Annotated in this window: 17 protein-coding genes and 1 pseudogene; 9 read left to right on the forward strand and 9 right to left on the reverse strand. The window is 68.9% G+C overall.

The window, feature by feature from the left end:
• Positions 1-63: 63 nt before the first annotated feature.
• From EEJ42_RS27030 to EEJ42_RS27040, 3 genes and pseudogenes are all read right to left on the reverse strand, one after another.
• Complete coding sequence (locus EEJ42_RS27030) at positions 64-726, reverse strand: DJ-1/PfpI family protein (protein ID WP_123103824.1); 663 nt, start codon at positions 724-726, stop codon at positions 64-66.
• A gap of 4 nt (positions 727-730) precedes the next feature.
• Positions 731-928 (reverse strand): annotated as a pseudogene (locus EEJ42_RS54745) (helix-turn-helix domain-containing protein); the annotation flags it as partial.
• Positions 929-1217: 289 nt separating this feature from the next.
• Positions 1218-1601 carry a winged helix-turn-helix transcriptional regulator gene (locus EEJ42_RS27040; protein ID WP_123103826.1) on the reverse strand — a complete coding sequence of 128 codons (384 nt, stop codon included), beginning with the start codon at positions 1599-1601 and terminating at the stop codon, positions 1218-1220.
• A gap of 101 nt (positions 1602-1702) precedes the next feature.
• Between EEJ42_RS27040 and EEJ42_RS27045 the strand changes: the two genes are divergently transcribed.
• A complete protein-coding gene (locus EEJ42_RS27045; protein WP_123103828.1) occupies positions 1703-2104 on the forward strand; it encodes a RidA family protein in 402 nt (133 codons plus the stop codon).
• Positions 2105-2108: 4 nt separating this feature from the next.
• On the opposite strand, the gene EEJ42_RS27050 is transcribed toward EEJ42_RS27045, so the two are convergent.
• Positions 2109-2522 carry an ATP-binding protein gene (locus EEJ42_RS27050; protein WP_123103830.1) on the reverse strand — a complete coding sequence of 138 codons (414 nt, stop codon included), beginning with the start codon at positions 2520-2522 and terminating at the stop codon, positions 2109-2111.
• 120 nt (positions 2523-2642) lie between these two features.
• On the opposite strand from EEJ42_RS27050, the gene EEJ42_RS27055 reads away from it, so the two are divergent.
• Both EEJ42_RS27055 and EEJ42_RS27060 read left to right on the forward strand, forming a co-directional pair.
• Complete coding sequence (locus tag EEJ42_RS27055; RefSeq protein WP_123103832.1) at positions 2643-3464, forward strand: helix-turn-helix domain-containing protein; 822 nt, start codon at positions 2643-2645, stop codon at positions 3462-3464.
• Positions 3461-3703 carry a DUF397 domain-containing protein gene (locus tag EEJ42_RS27060; protein ID WP_123103834.1) on the forward strand — a complete coding sequence of 81 codons (243 nt, stop codon included), beginning with the start codon at positions 3461-3463 and terminating at the stop codon, positions 3701-3703. The genes EEJ42_RS27055 and EEJ42_RS27060 overlap by 4 nt, the downstream gene beginning before the upstream one ends.
• On the opposite strand, the gene EEJ42_RS27065 is transcribed toward EEJ42_RS27060, so the two are convergent.
• The 3 genes from EEJ42_RS27065 to EEJ42_RS27075 form a co-directional block, all read right to left on the reverse strand.
• A complete protein-coding gene (locus EEJ42_RS27065; RefSeq protein WP_123103836.1) occupies positions 3687-4898 on the reverse strand; it encodes a cytochrome P450 in 1212 nt (403 codons plus the stop codon). The two genes, EEJ42_RS27060 and EEJ42_RS27065, sit on opposite strands and share 17 nt — an antisense overlap.
• Positions 4899-4989: 91 nt before the next feature.
• The gene (locus EEJ42_RS27070) at positions 4990-5448 is read right to left on the reverse strand and encodes a hypothetical protein (protein WP_123103838.1); all 459 of its coding nucleotides are present in this window, start codon (positions 5446-5448) and stop codon (positions 4990-4992) included.
• Between the two features lie 43 nt (positions 5449-5491).
• The gene (locus EEJ42_RS27075) at positions 5492-5962 is read right to left on the reverse strand and encodes a DUF3592 domain-containing protein (protein ID WP_123103840.1); all 471 of its coding nucleotides are present in this window, start codon (positions 5960-5962) and stop codon (positions 5492-5494) included.
• A gap of 52 nt (positions 5963-6014) precedes the next feature.
• Here EEJ42_RS27075 and EEJ42_RS27080 point away from each other — a divergent pair, with 52 nt between their 5' ends.
• On the forward strand, positions 6015-6683 hold the full coding sequence (locus EEJ42_RS27080; RefSeq protein ID WP_123103842.1) for a class I SAM-dependent DNA methyltransferase: 669 nt from the start codon (positions 6015-6017) through the stop codon (positions 6681-6683).
• A gap of 10 nt (positions 6684-6693) precedes the next feature.
• Positions 6694-7686 (forward strand): hypothetical protein, encoded by a 993-nt coding sequence (locus EEJ42_RS27085; protein WP_123103844.1) that lies wholly within the window; start codon positions 6694-6696, stop codon positions 7684-7686.
• Here the strand turns inward: EEJ42_RS27085 and EEJ42_RS27090 are convergent.
• The gene (locus EEJ42_RS27090; RefSeq protein ID WP_184503294.1) at positions 7569-9815 is read right to left on the reverse strand and encodes a family 2 encapsulin nanocompartment cargo protein terpene cyclase; all 2247 of its coding nucleotides are present in this window, start codon (positions 9813-9815) and stop codon (positions 7569-7571) included. The two genes, EEJ42_RS27085 and EEJ42_RS27090, sit on opposite strands and share 118 nt — an antisense overlap.
• 92 nt (positions 9816-9907) lie before the next feature.
• Positions 9908-11326 carry a family 2B encapsulin nanocompartment shell protein gene (locus EEJ42_RS27095; protein ID WP_123103846.1) on the reverse strand — a complete coding sequence of 473 codons (1419 nt, stop codon included), beginning with the start codon at positions 11324-11326 and terminating at the stop codon, positions 9908-9910.
• 424 nt (positions 11327-11750) lie between these two features.
• Between EEJ42_RS27095 and EEJ42_RS27100 the strand changes: the two genes are divergently transcribed.
• The 4 genes from EEJ42_RS27100 to EEJ42_RS27110 all read left to right on the forward strand — a co-directional run bounded on the left by EEJ42_RS27100 (position 11751) and on the right by EEJ42_RS27110 (position 15733).
• A complete protein-coding gene (locus EEJ42_RS27100) occupies positions 11751-12254 on the forward strand; it encodes a hypothetical protein (protein WP_123103848.1) in 504 nt (167 codons plus the stop codon).
• A 237-nt stretch (positions 12255-12491) separates the two neighbouring features.
• Complete coding sequence (locus EEJ42_RS54285; RefSeq protein ID WP_342778330.1) at positions 12492-13898, forward strand: PAS domain-containing protein; 1407 nt, start codon at positions 12492-12494, stop codon at positions 13896-13898.
• On the forward strand, positions 13895-14920 hold the full coding sequence (locus EEJ42_RS54290; protein ID WP_342778331.1) for a SpoIIE family protein phosphatase: 1026 nt from the start codon (positions 13895-13897) through the stop codon (positions 14918-14920). The genes EEJ42_RS54285 and EEJ42_RS54290 overlap by 4 nt, the downstream gene beginning before the upstream one ends.
• A 138-nt stretch (positions 14921-15058) precedes the next feature.
• Positions 15059-15733: a polysaccharide lyase family 7 protein gene (locus EEJ42_RS27110; protein ID WP_246097413.1), complete on the forward strand. Its 675-nt coding sequence runs from the start codon at positions 15059-15061 to the stop codon at positions 15731-15733.
• Positions 15734-15864 lie beyond the last annotated feature (131 nt).

Below are 15864 nucleotides of genomic sequence, written 5' to 3' on the forward strand. Positions count from 1 at the left end.
CAATCGACGTGGTCGTCTGGAATGAAATACACCAGGCGCAGCGACCAGATCGCCTTGACATGGCTACTCAGCAACGCGGTGGTCGGTTGAAGGCTGGCCCGGCGCGTCGGCGTCCTGGCGCATCCGGGCGGTCAGCTCGGCCGGGGCCTTGTGCGGTGATCCGGAGTCGTAGGGCGGCTGGGGGTCGTACTGGAGCATCAGCTGTACGGTCTGCGCGGTGGCGTCACCGGCGATCCGCCCGGCCAGGGCCAGGCCCATGTCGATCCCGGCCGAGACACCCGCCGCGGTGACGTACTTGCCGTCGAACACATAGCGCTCGTCCACCGCCTCCGCTCCCAGGGCCCGGAGGCCGTCCATGGCGGTCCAGTGGGTGGTGGCGCGGCGGCCGGTGAGCAGTCCGGCCGAGCCGAGGATCAGCGAGCCGGTGCACACCGACGTGGTCCAGGTCGTGGTGGCGTCCACGGCTCGCAACCAGGCGAGCACTTCCGGGTTCTTCTGCTGCTCGGCCGGGAACGGACCGCCGGGCACCAGCACGACGTCCGGCCGCGCCACTTCCTCCAGCGTGGCCTCGGCCACCAGCTGGAGGCTGCCGCTGTCATTACGCACCGGGCCGCGGCGTTCGGCCACGAACACCGGCTGGGCGCCGGGCAGTCCGGCCAGGGTGTCGTACGGGCCGACGGCGTCGAGGGCCGTGAAGTGTTCGTAGAGCAGGATCGCGATCTGCACGATGGTCCTCCAGCAGCCGCCGCGCTACTTCGAGCCGCACCTGATTCACGTAGCGTCCGGGCGAGATGCCGATCTCGTCCCGGAAGGCGCGGGCGAAGTGGCGGGGTGACAGGTTCGCCCGCTCGGCCAGGACGGATACGGACAGGTCGGCGTCGGGGTGTTCGGCGATGTACTGCTGGATGTCGCGCAGCGGACGGCGCTGACAACCCGCTGGAGGTGCGCACCGGTGAGCCGTCCAGGCTGCCGGTCCTGATGTCGTACGCGCCGGGGACCGCACTGGCCGCACCGGCGAAGACCTCCAGCGGTCCGGTGAAGTCCAGGCTCAGCACGCCGTCGAAGAGGACGATGAGCACGGTGCGCGCTCCCATGGCGTCCATGCTGGCGGCCCGCGGTGATGGCAGCAATGACGGGTTTCCCACCTTCCTGCCAACGGCGCGGATCTGTTCGCGTGCAGCGCGTGGCATCCCCTTGTTGTTGACGTCCCGAAGGCGTCAGGTGTCGAAGCGGTGGCGCGCCCCCTCGATGTGACCGAGGTACTGGTGGGTCCAGCCGCAGATGGCGTCGACCGTGGCGCGCAGGGCCCGGCCCGGCTCGGTGAGGGTGTACTCGACCCGCGGCGGCACCGTGGGGTGCACCTTCCGGTCGACCAGGCCGTTGCGCTCCAGCATGCGCAGGTTCTGGGTGAGCATCTTGTGGCTGACGCCCTCGACCTCGTTCCGCAGCTCGCTGAAGCGCAGGGTGCGCTCGCCGAGCGCCTCGATGATCAGGAGCGCCCACTTGTTGGCGACGTCCGAGAAGATCTCCCGCGCCAGCGAGTCCGCGCGCCGCAGGTCCGCGTCCTCGGGCAGGCCCTTGAGTTGCTGCTTGGTCACCATCAGGTTCCCCAGTCACCGAAAAGTGCGTTCTTCCAGGTCGGCCCTCACTCTCTTACGGTTTCCGAGTAACCGCAAGAGAGCGCACCAGAAAGGTGAGAACCATGACCACCATCGATGTCTTCAACCACAACGTGCCCGCCGAGGACGACTTCGGCTACTCGCAGGCGATCAAGTCCGGCGATCTGATCCACGTCTCCGGACAGCTCTCGCTGGACGAGGCGGGCGACTTCCGCCACGCGGACGACTTCGCCGCCCAGCTCAAGCAGACCTACGTCAACATGGACAAGGTCCTGGACCACTACGGCGTCACGCGGAACCAGGTCGTCTCGCAGACCCTGTACGTGGTGAACCTGCTGACGTACGCCTCGGCGGTGGCGGAGGGCAACCGAGCCTACTTCGGCGACCACCGCCCGGCCAGCACGGTCCTCGGCGTCACCGAACTGACCTTCCCCGGCCAGGTCATCGAGATCAGCCTCGTCGTGGACACGAAGCTGCCCGCCTGAGCGCCTAGAGGCGGACGCGAGCCCAGACGGTCTTTCCGACGATGCGCTCGCGTACGCCCCACGCCTCGGCGAACGCCTCCACGATCGCCAGCCCGCGCCCGGACTCGGCGTCCGGCGTCGCGTCGCCGAGGCGCGGTAGCCCCTCGCGGGGGTCGGACACCTCGACACCGACCAACTTCTCTGCGTCGTATGCGATACGCACCTCGTAGTACCTCCCGGGTACGCGCCCATGCCGTACCGCGTTCGTCGCCAATTCCGAGAGCACGAGCAGCACGATGGGGATGGACCCGGGAGCCACGCCCCACGCGCGGAGAGCAGCCTCGGCGGCGTGACGGGCGCGGTGGACGGACGGGGGTACGGGCGTAAACCTCTGCTTCCAGCCATGGCAGGGATTTACGTCGTGACTTTGTGCATTCATGCCCCCACTGTCAGTGCAGGTGGCTAGCGTCACCAGTAGCAGAGAGTCGACGGTACGAATCAGCGAGCCTGGTCGAACAGCCGTTGATTGGCGTTGAGTCACGTTGAAAGGCTGACTGAGGTGGCCCAGTCGAAGAAGAAGGACTCGGCATCGCCGACCGCGCAGTACTTCGCCGCTGTACTGCGGTTATTGCGCCAGCAAGTGGGACTGACTCAGGAAGAGTTGGGTGAACGGATGGGATACACGGGCTCGGCCGTGAGCGCGGTCGAGACGTGTGCGAAGCCGCCGACGGACGCGTTCATCGAAGCGGCTGATATGGCACTGGACGCGGGAGGGTTGCTGCGGGCGGCCATCAAGCTCCTGCGGCTGGAGCGGTACCCAGTGCACTTCCAGGGCTTCGTACAGCTGGAGCAGGAGGCGGTCAGCGTGTCGTCGTACTGCACGCAGCTGATCGACGGTCTGTTGCAGACCAAGGAGTACGCCCGCGAGGTTCTGGTGCATGCCTTTCCGCCGCTTGAAGAGCAAGAGATCGCCGATCTGACCGAGGCTCGGATGGATCGCAAGGCGCTCCTTGACCGGAAGCCAGGAGCCGTGGTCAGCGTCATTCTGGAAGAGGCGGCGCTGCGGCGGCAGATTGGCGGACCAGAGCTCATGCGTGCGCAATACGCGCACCTCATCGAGTGTGCCGCACGGCCCAACATCGTCATCCAGGTAATGCCGATGAGCCGAGCCGGACACGCGGGGTTGCAAGGGCCCATGAAGCTGATCGAAACGCCGGACGAGACACCCATGGTCTACATGGAGAGCAACGGGAGGAGCATCCTGTTGTCCAAGCCCGACGAAGTGGGCGTCCTATCCCGGCGCTATGCCATGATCAGGTCCCAGGCTCTCGGGCCGGACGAATCCGTAAGCTTCATCGAGCAGTTGATGGGTGAGCTATGAGCAGACTCGTGTGGTTCAAGAGCAGCTACAGCGACTCCAGCGGAGGCGACTGTGTCGAGGTCGCCCTCGACTGGCACAAGTCCAGCTACAGCGATTCCGGCGGCGGCCAGTGCGTCGAGGTGGCCCAGGCCCCCGCCACCGTCCACGTCCGGGACTCCAAGGTCCCCGACGGGCCGAAGCTCCAGATACCCGCCGACGCCTGGTCGACCTTCCTGACCACCCTCACGCCTCCCAGCTAACCGGCAACCTCCGCACGCCGCGCGTGGACACGCCCACCTTCCACTCCACGTCCCGCTCGGTGTCGGCCAACCGCAGTCCCGGCAGCCGTTCCAGCAGCGTTCGCAGGGCGATCTGGAGCTCCATCCGGGCCAGCGGAGCGCCCAGGCAGTGGTGGGGGCCGTGGCCGAAGCCGATGTGGGTGGCCTGGTGGCGGCGCAGGTCGAGGTGGTCGGCGTCGGTGTAGACGCGTTCGTCGCGGTTGGCCGAGTTGATGGCGACGACTACCGGCTCACCGGCCCGCACGGTCACGCCGCCCACCTCGACGTCCTCGACCGCGTACCGCGGCTGGAGGCTGCCGGAGCCGAGCGGGGTGAAGCGCAGCAGTTCCTCGACCGCCTGCGGTACGAGGGAAAGGTCCGCGCGCAGGGCGGCTAGGTGATCGGGCTGCGTCAGCAGGACGTAGAGGAAGTTGGCGATCTGCGTGGCGGTGGTCTCGTGGCCCGCGATGAGGATCGACTCGGCCAACGACAGCAGTTCGTCCTCGGACAGCCGGTCGTCGTTGTCGCGCGCGGCGACGAGGGAGCTGAGCAGATCCTCCTGCGGCGCGGTCCGTCGCTGCTCCACGAGACCGGCCATGTAGTCCCGGAGCAGGGCTCGGTAGCCCTTGATCTCCTCCAGCGTGTACTTCGTCGTGGAGAGGAACGCCTCGGACCACAGGCGGAAGTCGTCCCGGTCCTCGACCGGCACGCCCAGCAGCTCGCAGATGACCGTGATCGGCAGGGGCAGGGCGAAGTCCTCGACCAGGTCGGCGGGGGCGCCGTCGGCCCGTATCGCGTCGACCAGGTCGTCGGCGATCTGCTGGGCGCGGATGCGCAACCGCTCGATCTGGCGCACGGTGAACGCCTTCGTCACGAGCCGTCGCAACCGGCTGTGCTCCGGCGGGTCGAAGGTGCTGATGGTGCCGGGGCCGGGCGCGTACGGCCGTACGCGCGGCGCGTCGCGGCCCACGGAGGCCGCCCGGCTGAACCGCGGGTCGCCGAGGACGAGCCGGGCGTCCTCGTAGCGGGTGGCCAGCCATGCCGGTTCGCCGTACGGGAGTTGGACCCGGGCCAACGGCTCCTCGCGGCGCAAGTGTGCGTACAGCGGGGCCAGGTTCAGCTTCTCGGCCGCGAACGGGTAGGTCAGAGGCTCGGCGGACTGGGCGGACGACGTCATGCATCCTCCTTGGCGGCCGTGTGGGGGGAGGTCGGCCACCTCGGTTCGCATTGTCCACGCGGATCACCAGGGAGATCATTAGAGATGCCCCTCACCTTCTGATGCGCGCGCGACCGCTCTCCAGCTCCTCGCGGGCCACTTCCACGAACGCCTCGCGCCGTTCGCGTTTGACCGGCGAGCGCCCGCGCTCGCTGCGCATCAGCGCGTGCAGCTCCTTGGTGTAGTCGTGGGCGGCCTGGGCGGCCTCGGTGGAACACACCAGCTCGACCGCCTTCGTCGCCAGCCACAGGTCATGCAGCTTCACGTCCTCGGGGTCGTCGAGGGTCGGCATGCCGAGCTTTCGGCGGTCCAGGACCAGTTCGACCCGCTGGACCGCCTTCAAGAACCCCGATATGGCCTCCTTGCGCTCGGATCGCGCCAGGTCCGCGCGGTGCCGATGGTCGCGCTGCACCTCGACGCGGTTCGCCAGGTGCTGCCCGATGAGGGTCCCCGCCGTTCCCAGCAGAACGCCGATCAGGGCGAGAACCGTGCTGTCCGTAACTCCGTCCACGGCATCTAGCTTTGATCATGATGCCGCCGGTCCGCCAGACCGCTCAGAGCACCAGTGCGAGCAGCGCCCAGATGAGGCTGCCCAGCCCGATCGCCGCGAAGAGCGCCCCCATCGCGGTGAAGACCCACCACACGGTGTTGCTCTCCGCCGGGAGCGTCCAGTGGGAGGGGTTCGCCGGGTCGTAGCGGACCTCGACCCGGGTGCCGACCGCCAAGGTCTTCTCACGGGGGCGGGCTATGTCGGTCCTGGTTTCCCTGGACTGTCCGTCGGCCGTGGTCCAGGAGATGACCGGGTAGTAGACGAGGGTCCCGTGGCTCCGGATCGTGGCCCCGCCTTCCGAACCGGGTGACTGCATACGGGTCGGTTGCAGGTCGGTCACCACACCCTGCGCGCTCGCGCCCGTCCGGAGCAGGGTGCGATTCCGCCTGATCTTGCGGTACATCACCACGCCGAGGACGGTTCCCACCGGCGTGAAGACCAGCGAGAAGATCCAAGGGACGAGGGAATCAGACATGAGACCTGTTCCGATCGGCAGCGGCGGACAGCGGCGACCCTATCGTTGGCTGATGCGCTTACCCCGTGTTGACCGCCCAGCCGATCTCGATGTGGTCCGTGAGTCCTATGACCGCGTGGCCGACAACTACGCCCACATGGTGGACACGACGGGACTCGGCGACATCCGTAGGCATCCATGGCTCAAGGCATCGATCGACGCCTTCGCCGACACCGTGAGCGACCTCGGGCCCGTCCTCGACGTCGGCTGCGGACCCGGGACGGTGACCGCCTACCTCGCCGACCGCGGACTCGACGTGTCCGGGGTGGATCTCTCCCCCCGCATGATCGAGAACGCGCGCCGCCGTCATCCGCAATGCCGCTTCAGCGTCGCTTCCGCCACCGACCTCGACCTCGGTGATGCGTCCCTCGGCGGCGTGCTCGGGTGGTGGTCACTGTTCAACCTCCCCCGCGACGTCCTTCCGCAGGTTCTCGCCCTGTTCGCGCGCGCCCTGAAGCCCGGCGGACACTTCATCACCGCAACGCACGTCGGCGACGAAGACGCGATGCGCACCGAGGGCTACGGAGGTGTGCCCGTTCGCTGGACGACATACAAATGGCGGCCGGAACAGCTCGTGGACCTGATCGAGCAGGCCGGACTGCGCCCGGTCGCCGAACTCCGGCTCCCCGCGGAGGAGCAAACGGGGCCGGGTCTGGTCGTCACGGCCAAGCGCCCCGGCTGAGGTGACCGGCATGGATAGGGACGCCTTCGGCCGCCCGGACGACTTCGCCGAGGCCGTGGCGCGCGAGCGGCGGCCCGCCGCCGTACGGGCGGGGGGCGACCCCGACGCGATGACCGCCACCGACTACGCCGTCGCCGTGACCGGGCAGTTGGGCTTGATGACCTTTGGGGCCGGGGCGTACGAGTTCGTGACGAACGGCCTCATGACCGGTCTCACCACCGCCGCCCTCGTCGGCTGCGTCGCCATCGCCGCCGCCACGGCCGCCCTGCACGGCGTGCAGTTCGCACTGCACGCCGGCTCCCGCCGCCGCGCGGCCGGTTGCGGGCTGGCGGCCATCGCCGCCGTCATCCTCGCCGCTGTCGCGCTCGTCGAAGGGCCCGACACCGTGATCGCACACGTGCCGACGCCCGCCATCGGTGCGCTGGGCATCCTGCTCCCCTCATGGGTGCTGTTCGCCAAGCCGCCGACCGCCCCCGCCCACGAGCGGTTGCCGTCCGAGGCGTGGCTGCACAAGCTGCCGCGGCTCCTGGAAGGGCGCTACGCGCTCCCGCGGGCCCGCGCGGCCGAACTCACCCGGGAGGCGAGCCGCCACCTCGCGGAAAGCGGACGTGAGCCCGAGGAGGAATTCGGGCCCGTGGCCGCATACGCACGGCAGCTCGCCAAGGCGGAAGCGCCCCGACAGCACTGGTGGCAGCGGAACGACGTGCGGTCCGCGGCCGGCACCGCGTTCTTCGGCATGTATTTCGTGAACAACCTGCACGACCATGGACCGCTGTGGCTGACGCTGGTGGCCGCGGTCGTCACGTACACCAGCACGGCGTCACTCATCGGCCACCTCCGCCGAAACGCCAAGCGCGACCGACGGACGGGTGAGATGCCGAGGCGTCACCGCCGTCGCGTGAGCCGGGGGAGGCGGGCGGCCGAGGTTCCCAGACCGGTGGGGATGTCGAGGCTGCGGTGCGGGCGCCCGGGGAGGTCGCGGCGCAGGTCGTCCTCCTTGTAGCGGCGGCAGCCCTGGTGCCAGGTGAGGATGCCCGACAGCCAGTTCTCCAGCTCGCGCACGTAGCCGTCGAGGATGCGGCGGGCGTCCGGGCCCAACGCGAAGTCGTCGTAGACGACGGGCAGCTCGTGCTGCGCGACATGCTGGAACTGGCGCATTCGGGAGGTCATCAGGTCATGGACGATGCCGAGGGCGGTCGGGTAATCGCAGTTGAAGAAGTTCTGGACGACCAGGACACCGTTGTGCACCTCGCCCTCGTACTCGATCTCCTTCTGGTAGGAGAAGACGTCGTTGAGGAGGCAGGCGTAGTCGGCGGCGGCGTTCTCCAGGGCGCGCAACGGGCCGCTGCGGTAGATCTCGGGTGGGACCTGCTGCCCGTGGGCCAGTCGGCACAGGCTCATGGTGAGGTCGGAGCCGAAGGTCATCCGGCGCATCTCGATGTAGTCGACGGGGTCGGGGATACGGTTCTGGGCCTGGTTGGCCAGTTCCCACAGCCAGCTGGAGGTCATGTCCTCGATGGCCGTACGGAAGGTACGGCGGGCCTGCGGGGTCATCGGGCCGGCGGTGCGGGTCCAGAGATCGGCCAAACCGCGCTCCAGCGCGTTGGCGGGGGTGGGCGGCGCGGAGCCGTCCACCGGCATGAAGGACGAGAGCCGCTGGTTGGCGGCCTTCGCCCCGGCCAGGTCCCGGGTGCGGCCGAAGACCACGGGGAAGTAGTCGTCCCCGTACGTGCCCCAGGTCAGCCAGCCGGAGGTGATGTCGAGCTGCTCCGGGGTGGCGTCGGGGTGGATGCCGGCCGCGCACAGGGGGAAGTCGAAACCGGCGAGCTTGCGCTCGTTCCAGATGTGCGAGCCCGGGATGCCGGGCTGGGCTTCGAGCATGCCCATGCGGCGCCCCCACTCGACCACGTTCCGCCGGGCACCGTCCAGGTGCGGACTGAGCCGGGTGGTGAAGGGCATGAAGAAGTCGGGCAGTTGAGAGGGCCCCACACGCTGATGCGGGACGTGGGTGAAGCTCCGCAGCCGGCCGGCCTCGGCCCGGCGGGTGGTCGTCAGCCCGATCCGCGCCGCGGAGGTGCCCAGCCCGCTCGGCAGGAGCGAGAAGCCGCCGAGTCCCGACGGGGCCGGGCTCCCCTGCGCCCCGCTTGCGTTCATGTAGCGGCTGGACCGCATGTGCCACTCGTGGCCGCCCGACTGCCAGTCCTGCAACCCCTTGACGTAGGCGAGGACGGCCGCGCACTGGTCCGGGCTCAGGCCGGTCTCGGCGAAGAGCGGGGGGAGTTCGGTGAAGACGGTGTTCTCGAACTGCTGGAGGCGGGAAGTGAGCAGGTCGTTGACGGCGTCGGCGGCCTCCTGTGTGGCGCAGCCGAGGAAGGTCTCCAGGACCAGCACGCCGTTGCTGTTCTCTCCCTCCTCCTCGACCTCGCGCTGGTACGAGAACAGGTCGTTCCGCAGGTGCACGGCGTCGGAGAAGCTGTCCCGCAGCACCTGCAACGGGCGTGAGGCGGCGACCGGCGCGGGCACCTCGGCCCCGATCGCGTACTCGACGAGCCCCGCCGACCAGGGGGCACCGCCGACCTTGCGGCGCATCTCGATGTACTCGACCGGGTTGGGAATGCGGTGGGCGTTGATGTTCGACAGCTCCCACAACGACTCGTTGAGGAGGTTCTCGGTGCTCTCCGCGAACCGCGCCCGCCAGTCCGCGGACATGCTCGGCACCGTACGGGCCCACAGGTCGGCCAGACCGGCCTCGACCGGGTTCGTCGGCTCGGGGACGGCCGCGGCCGGGTCGGTCGGCATGAAGAGCGGCAGCCGGTCCAGATACGCCTTGGCACCCTCCCGGTCGTTCGTGTACTTGAATTCCTCGAGGAAGTGGTCATCGAAGAAGAAGACCCACACGTACCAGTCGGTCACCAGGGAAAGGGCCGGGCCGGACGAGTCGGGGTGGGTGTAGGCGCACAGCAGGGCGTAGTCGTGCGCGTCGAGGTCCCGCTCCTCCCAGACCCCCGAGCCTTCGAGCATGCCCATCTCACGGGCCCACCGCTTCGAGTGCTGCCGCGCCTCCTCCAGATGAGGGTTCCGGCGCGCGGGGTGCGGCATGTAGAAGTCCGGCAGTTCAAAAGGCTGTGTCACGGGTGCCCGGCCCTTTCCTGAATGCGAAGCGTGCGATCAAGCCGTGTCCGGCGGATCACCCAGGGGCGCGCACCCTGATCCGCCAGGCATCTCTAGTCCCCGTAGTGGCCGATTTCGACGTCTTCGAGGATGCCGAGCGCGTCCGGGACGAGTACCGCCGCGGAGTAGTACGTACTGACCAGGTAGGAGATGATCGCCTTCTCGTCGATGCCCATGAAGCGGGCGTTGAGGCCGGGCTCGATCTCGTCGGGGATGCCGGTCTGGTGGAGACCGACGACGCCCTGGTCCTCCTCGCCCGTGCGCATCGCCAGAATGGAGCTGGTGCCGGTGGAGCTGACCGGGAGCTTGTTGCAGGGCAGGATCGGGATGCCGCGCCAGGCCGGCGCCTGGTGGCCCTCCAGCTCCACGCCCTGCGGGTAGAGCCCGCGCTTGTTGCACTCCCGGCCGAAGGCCGCGATCGCCTTCGGGTGGGCGAGCAGGAACTGGGTCTTGCGCCTCCGCGAGATCAGCTCGTCGAGGTCGTCGGGGGTGGGTGGCCCACTGCGCGTACGGATGCGCTGCTTCAGGTCGGCGTTGTGGAGGAGACCGAAGTCACGGTTGTTGACGAGCTCGTGTTCCTGGCGCTCGCGCAGTGCCTCGACCGTGAGACGGAGCTGCTGCTCCACCTGGTTCATGGGATCGTTGTAGAGGTCGGCGACGCGGCTGTGCACGCGGAGCACGGTCTGGGCGACGCTCAGCTCGTACTCCCTGGGGCTGAGCTCGTAGTCGACGAAGGTGCCGGGCAGGGTCCACTCGCCCTCGTGTCCGGAGGCCAGGTCGATGGCGGCCTCCCCCTGCTTGTTCTGCGGCGGGCGAGCGACGGAGCGGAGCGCCTCCAGGTGCGTGCGCAGCCCTTCCGAGCGGCCCTGGACCTCCTCGAAGGCCGCCCGGGACAGGCTCAGGACGGTGCACGCCGTCACCGCGCGCACCGTGAACTCCCACTCGCCGGCCGAGCCGGTCAGCAGCCCCTCGCCGACGTAGTCGCCGTCCGCGAGCACACCGAGGACGGTCGGGTCGCCGTACTTGCCGGTGCCCAGCTTGTTGCCCTTGCCGTGCGCGATGAGAACGACCTCGTCGGCCGGGCGGCCCGACTCCACTATGGTCTCGCCGGCGGCCACCTCCCGCTGCTCGAACCGCTCCGCCAGCGCGCCCAGGGCCTGTTCGTCCGTGAAGTCCCGCAGCGGCGGCAGTTCACGCAGCTCGGCGGGAATGACCCGGACGTCCGCGCCGGTGGCGACGAACTCGACCCGGCCGTCGCCGAGGGTGTGCGTGAGTCGCCGGTTCACTCGGTACGCCCCTCCGGAGACCTGCACCCACGGCAGCAGGCGCAGCAGCCACCGCGAGGAGATGCCCTGCATCTGCGGAGGGGTCTTGGTCGTACTCGCCAGATTCCGCGCGGCAGCCGTGGCCAGGCTCAACTGCGGCTGTCGGCCGTCCTGGTCGGCAGTGGTCGGGTCGAACGGCATAGACATGAAGGCGCCATCCATCCATAGGAGCGGGAGAGGGAACGACAGCAACGGCCGGTCGCAACTGTCGGGGGGCGCAAGAAGATGATCTTTACCCGCACTGGACCCTAACACTCCGCTCCTGCGGGGCAACTCGGTGCGCTGAACGAGAGGTTCCGGGCGGAAGCGACCCAATTCAGGCCCGCGTCAAGCAGGTTGCGACAGCAGGGTCGAACCGGCCGAAACTTCTCGGCTTTGGCCAAGCGCCTTAGCCATCACGCCTTGGTGCGGCACGACGTCGCTGATCAGGTAGGTCAGGAATGGACATCAATGCAACCGCGACGTGACACGTTCACCCGCATGAGTGAATCGAGTCGGCAGGAGTTTTACGTCCCCGCACTCCGCGCAGACCTTCCCGGAGTACGTGAACGACGAGAGTTAAGGAGTAGTCATGTCGTATGAGGGCGAGAAGCAACTGCTGGTGAACCGCCTCAATGGGAGCCGTCTCACTGTGCAGGGAGGCAGGTGTTTCGACGGAGCACTCATATGCAGCGTTCGCTACGCGACCTATGACAACTACCCGCAGCGGTGGACGACGCGGAAAATCGGAGAGGAAGACTACTGGACGGTCTGTCACATTGAAATATCTCAAGACGGCAAAACCTTCCGCCTGGACGCCGGCAGCGATGAGCCGAAAATCTCTCTCGCCAGCCAGCCCCTCCTCAAGGAGCCCGACGACTCAGATCGGCAGAAGTGGTGCTTCCGCCCTGACTGGTCAGGAGGAGGCGCCCATTTGATGAACATCGCCCCGTATCTGAATCCTTCGGCCGGGCTGGGACTCAAGGATGACTTCGGAGCGGAGTGGACTGAGGCCGCCCTGGTCAGGAACTTTTCAACCGTTGAACAACTGTGGTACTTCAACGCGGGCGATTACAAGGACTCCATTCCCAACTGACCTCTCCTGGTCGGCGCCGTCCATCGGGTGCACTGCCCGATGAACGGCGGCCGCCGACTGCCCCGGTGCCGGATCTCTGTCCACCTGGTCAGCTCGCCATGGGTCACGAAGGTGATCAGTGGCTTGCGACCGGCAACTCGGTGAAGGCGCCCACTTCCCCTGAGTAATCGGCCCTCGCCGCGCTCGTTTGAACGGCCCTGGCGGCGGGTGCATGCTCGGTAAGGAGGAGATGGGCGCATGAACGCCGAGGTCCCGCGGACCGCCGTGATCACGGTCGATGAGTTCGGCATCGTCACGGGCTGGAATCGCGGTGCCGAACGGGCGCTGGGGCATACCGCGGAGGACGCCGTGGGGCGGCGGGCCGGGGAGTTGCTCATGCCCGAGGGCGGGGCGCCGTTCTGGGACGGGCCGCCGGAGCGGGACGACTGGCTGGGGTGGCTGTCCGCGCGGTGTGCCGATGGCCGGGTGGTGCGGGCGCGCGGGGCGGGGCACCGGCTGATGGATCGCGCTACGCGGGGGCCGTGGGTGCTGGTGGCGTCGGTCGAGGACGCCGCGGGGCCGCGGCCGCTGCCCCAGGAGGTGGAGCGGGCGGTCGTGGACTGGCTGTTCTCCGTCTCCCCGGTGGCCGTGACCATGTACGACACGGATCTCCGGTGCATCCGGCAGAACGCCGCCATGACGCGGATGTCGGGGATCTCGGAGGCCGACCGCAAGGGGCTGCGGCTGCCGGAGGTGTTGTCGGGTCCGGACGCGGCGGCGTGGGAGCAGCGGCTGCGCCGGGTGCTGGAGACGGGCGAGACGGCGTTCAGCGGGGAAATGCGGGGGCGGCTGCCCGCGAACCCGGACCGGGACTCGGTGTTCCTGGCCTCGGCCTCGGCCCTGCGGGGCGCGGACGGGGAGACGCTCGGGCTGTGTACGACGGTCGCCGACGTGACCCAGCAGATCCGGTCCCGGGAGCGGCTGACGCTGCTGAACGAGGCGAGCACCCGGATCGGCAGCACCCTGGATGTGATGCGCACCGCGCGGGAGCTCGCCGACGCGGTGGTGCCGCGGCTCGCCGACTGGGTGACCGTCGATCTGCTGGAGACGCTGCTCAGGGGCGATGAGCCGGGTCCGTTCAGCGGGGTGGTGGCGCTGCGCCGGGCGGCGAACCAGTCGATCATCGAGGGGGCGCCGGAGGCGGTGCGGCAGCCGGGCGAGGTGGACATCTACCCGCCGTACACGCCCGCCGTGCGCTGCATGGCCACGGGCCGGTCGACCCGGCACCGGGTCACGGACCGGGACATGCGGGACTGGCTGGCGCGGGACCCCGCCCGGGCGGAGAAGTTCCGGGAGTACGGGTTCCAGTCGATCATGGGGGTGCCGATCCGGGCGCGCGGGATGACGCTGGGCATCACCATGTTCTACCGGCGGACCAAGGACCCGTTCACGGAGGACGACCAGCTGCTGGCCGAGGAGCTGGTGGCGCGGGCCGCGATCTGCCTGGACAACGCGCGCCGCTTCGACCGCGAGCGCACCGCCGCGCTCAGCCTCCAGCAGAGCCTGCTGCCGCGGGGCACTCCGGCACAGGCGGCGGTCGAGACCGCGTCCCGCTATCTGCCCGCGGGGGCCGGTCGGGGCTGGCGGGCGACTGGTTCGATGTGATTCCGCTGTCCGGGGCGAGGGTCGCCCTGGTGGTGGGCGATGTCGTCGGCCATGGCATCAGCGCGGCGGCCACCATGGGACGGCTGCGCACGGCGGTCCGTACGCTGGCGGATGTCGATCTGCCGCCGGACGAGCTGCTGACGCATCTGGACGATGTGGTGATCCGGCTCGCGGCGGAGGCGGAAACCGGAACGGAATCGGAAGCGGAGGCGGGAGGCAGCGACGGGGGCGACCCCGCCATCCTCGGCGCCACCTGTACGTACGCGGTCTACGACCCGGTCACCCGCACCTGTTCGGTGGCCCGGGCCGGGCATCCGCCGCCCGCCGTGGTCACCCCGGACGGCGAGGCGCGGCTGCTCGAGCTGCCCGCCGGTCCCCCGCTGGGCCTCGGCGGGCTGCCGTTCGAGGCGGTGGAGGTGGAGCTGCCGCCGGGCAGCCTGCTCGCGCTCTACACCGACGGGCTGCTCGGCTTCCGTGAACCGGAACGCGAACTGGACGGCGCGCTGGAGGAGTTGTGCCAGACGCTCACCCACCGCGCGCCCTCCCTCGACGCGCTGTGCGACCACGTGCTCGGCGATCTGCTGCCGGACCACCCCGCCGACGACGCCGCGCTGCTCATCGCCCGCACCCAGGCCCTGGGCACGGACCGGTTCGCGGTACGGGATCTGGCGGCCGACCCGGTCACGGTGGCGTCGGCCCGGTCGTGGGCGTCGCGCCGGCTCGACGCCTGGGGGCTCGCGGACGCGTCGTACATCACGGAGCTGGTGGTCAGCGAGCTGGTCACCAACGCCATCCGGCACGCGGAGGGCCCCATTCAGCTGCGGCTGATCCGCGATCGGACGCTGATCTGCGAGGTGTCCGACGCCAGCAGCACCGCGCCCCATATGCGCCGGGCCCGCCTCTCCGACGAGGGCGGCCGCGGGTTGCTGCTGGTCGCCCAGCTCACCCAGCGCTGGGGCACGCGGCACACCCACACGGGCAAGACCATCTGGTGCGAGCAGCTGGTCGGGTCACACCCCTGAGTCGGGTCACATCCCTGAACGAGAGCTATGAAAGCAAAGAACTCCGTTCATTGATATGGACACGTCATCAACCCTGGCCTACGTTGACGCCTGGTCTGGACCATGACGACTGGAGGTGGGCACATGCCCGCGTTACGCATGAGAGTCAGAGTGGGCGTCGCCGTCGGCGCGCTCATGGCCGCGCTGACGGGGACGGCGACCGCACACGGGGCAACGGCGGCCGACCCTGCCGCCGACCCGACGGACGGATGGACGCAGAAGTCGTACACGTACAGCATGCAGAAGCCGTACAACCTGGATCTCAGCGAGCGCTACAGCTACAACTCCAGCACCAAGACCCACACCATGTGGGTGAACGCCACCGACGAGCCGTTCGAGGAAGGCAGTTCGACCAATCCGCGCACCGAGATGCGCTGGAAGAACGACTACACCTCGGGCAAGCAGATGTGGGACGCCGATGTGTACGTCCCGTCCGGCACCAACGGCGCGGACATCATGCAGATCCTGCGCACCCAGCGCCCGTCGGGGACCCCCGCGACCGACATCATGTTCCGGGCGTCCAGCGCGAACGGCGGCACGCTCAAGCGCTACACGAACGAGACCATCAAGACCGGGATCTACAACACCTGGTGGAATCTGAAGGTCGCCCATGACGCGAGCGCCGGAACGATCCAGGTCTACGCGGACGACAAGCTGGTGCTGACCGCCGACGACCGCGGACCGGCCACGCGCTACTTCAAGAACGGCGTCTACCACCACGGTTCGGGCAAGGCCGAGGCCCGCTTCCGCAACGTGCGCTACTGGGTGAAGTAAAGCCGGCGCGTCATACCGGCCGCCGGGCCCGGCGGCCGGTATGACGCGTCTAGTGCTGTGACCGCATAGGTTCGCCGGGTCGGCGGTCGTGGCGGTTGGATGTGCGGTGACATCCGATCCGACCGCTGGAG

This window comes from Streptomyces botrytidirepellens (genome assembly GCF_003721215.1).
Classification (GTDB): Bacteria; Actinomycetota; Actinomycetes; order Streptomycetales; family Streptomycetaceae; genus Streptomyces; species Streptomyces himastatinicus.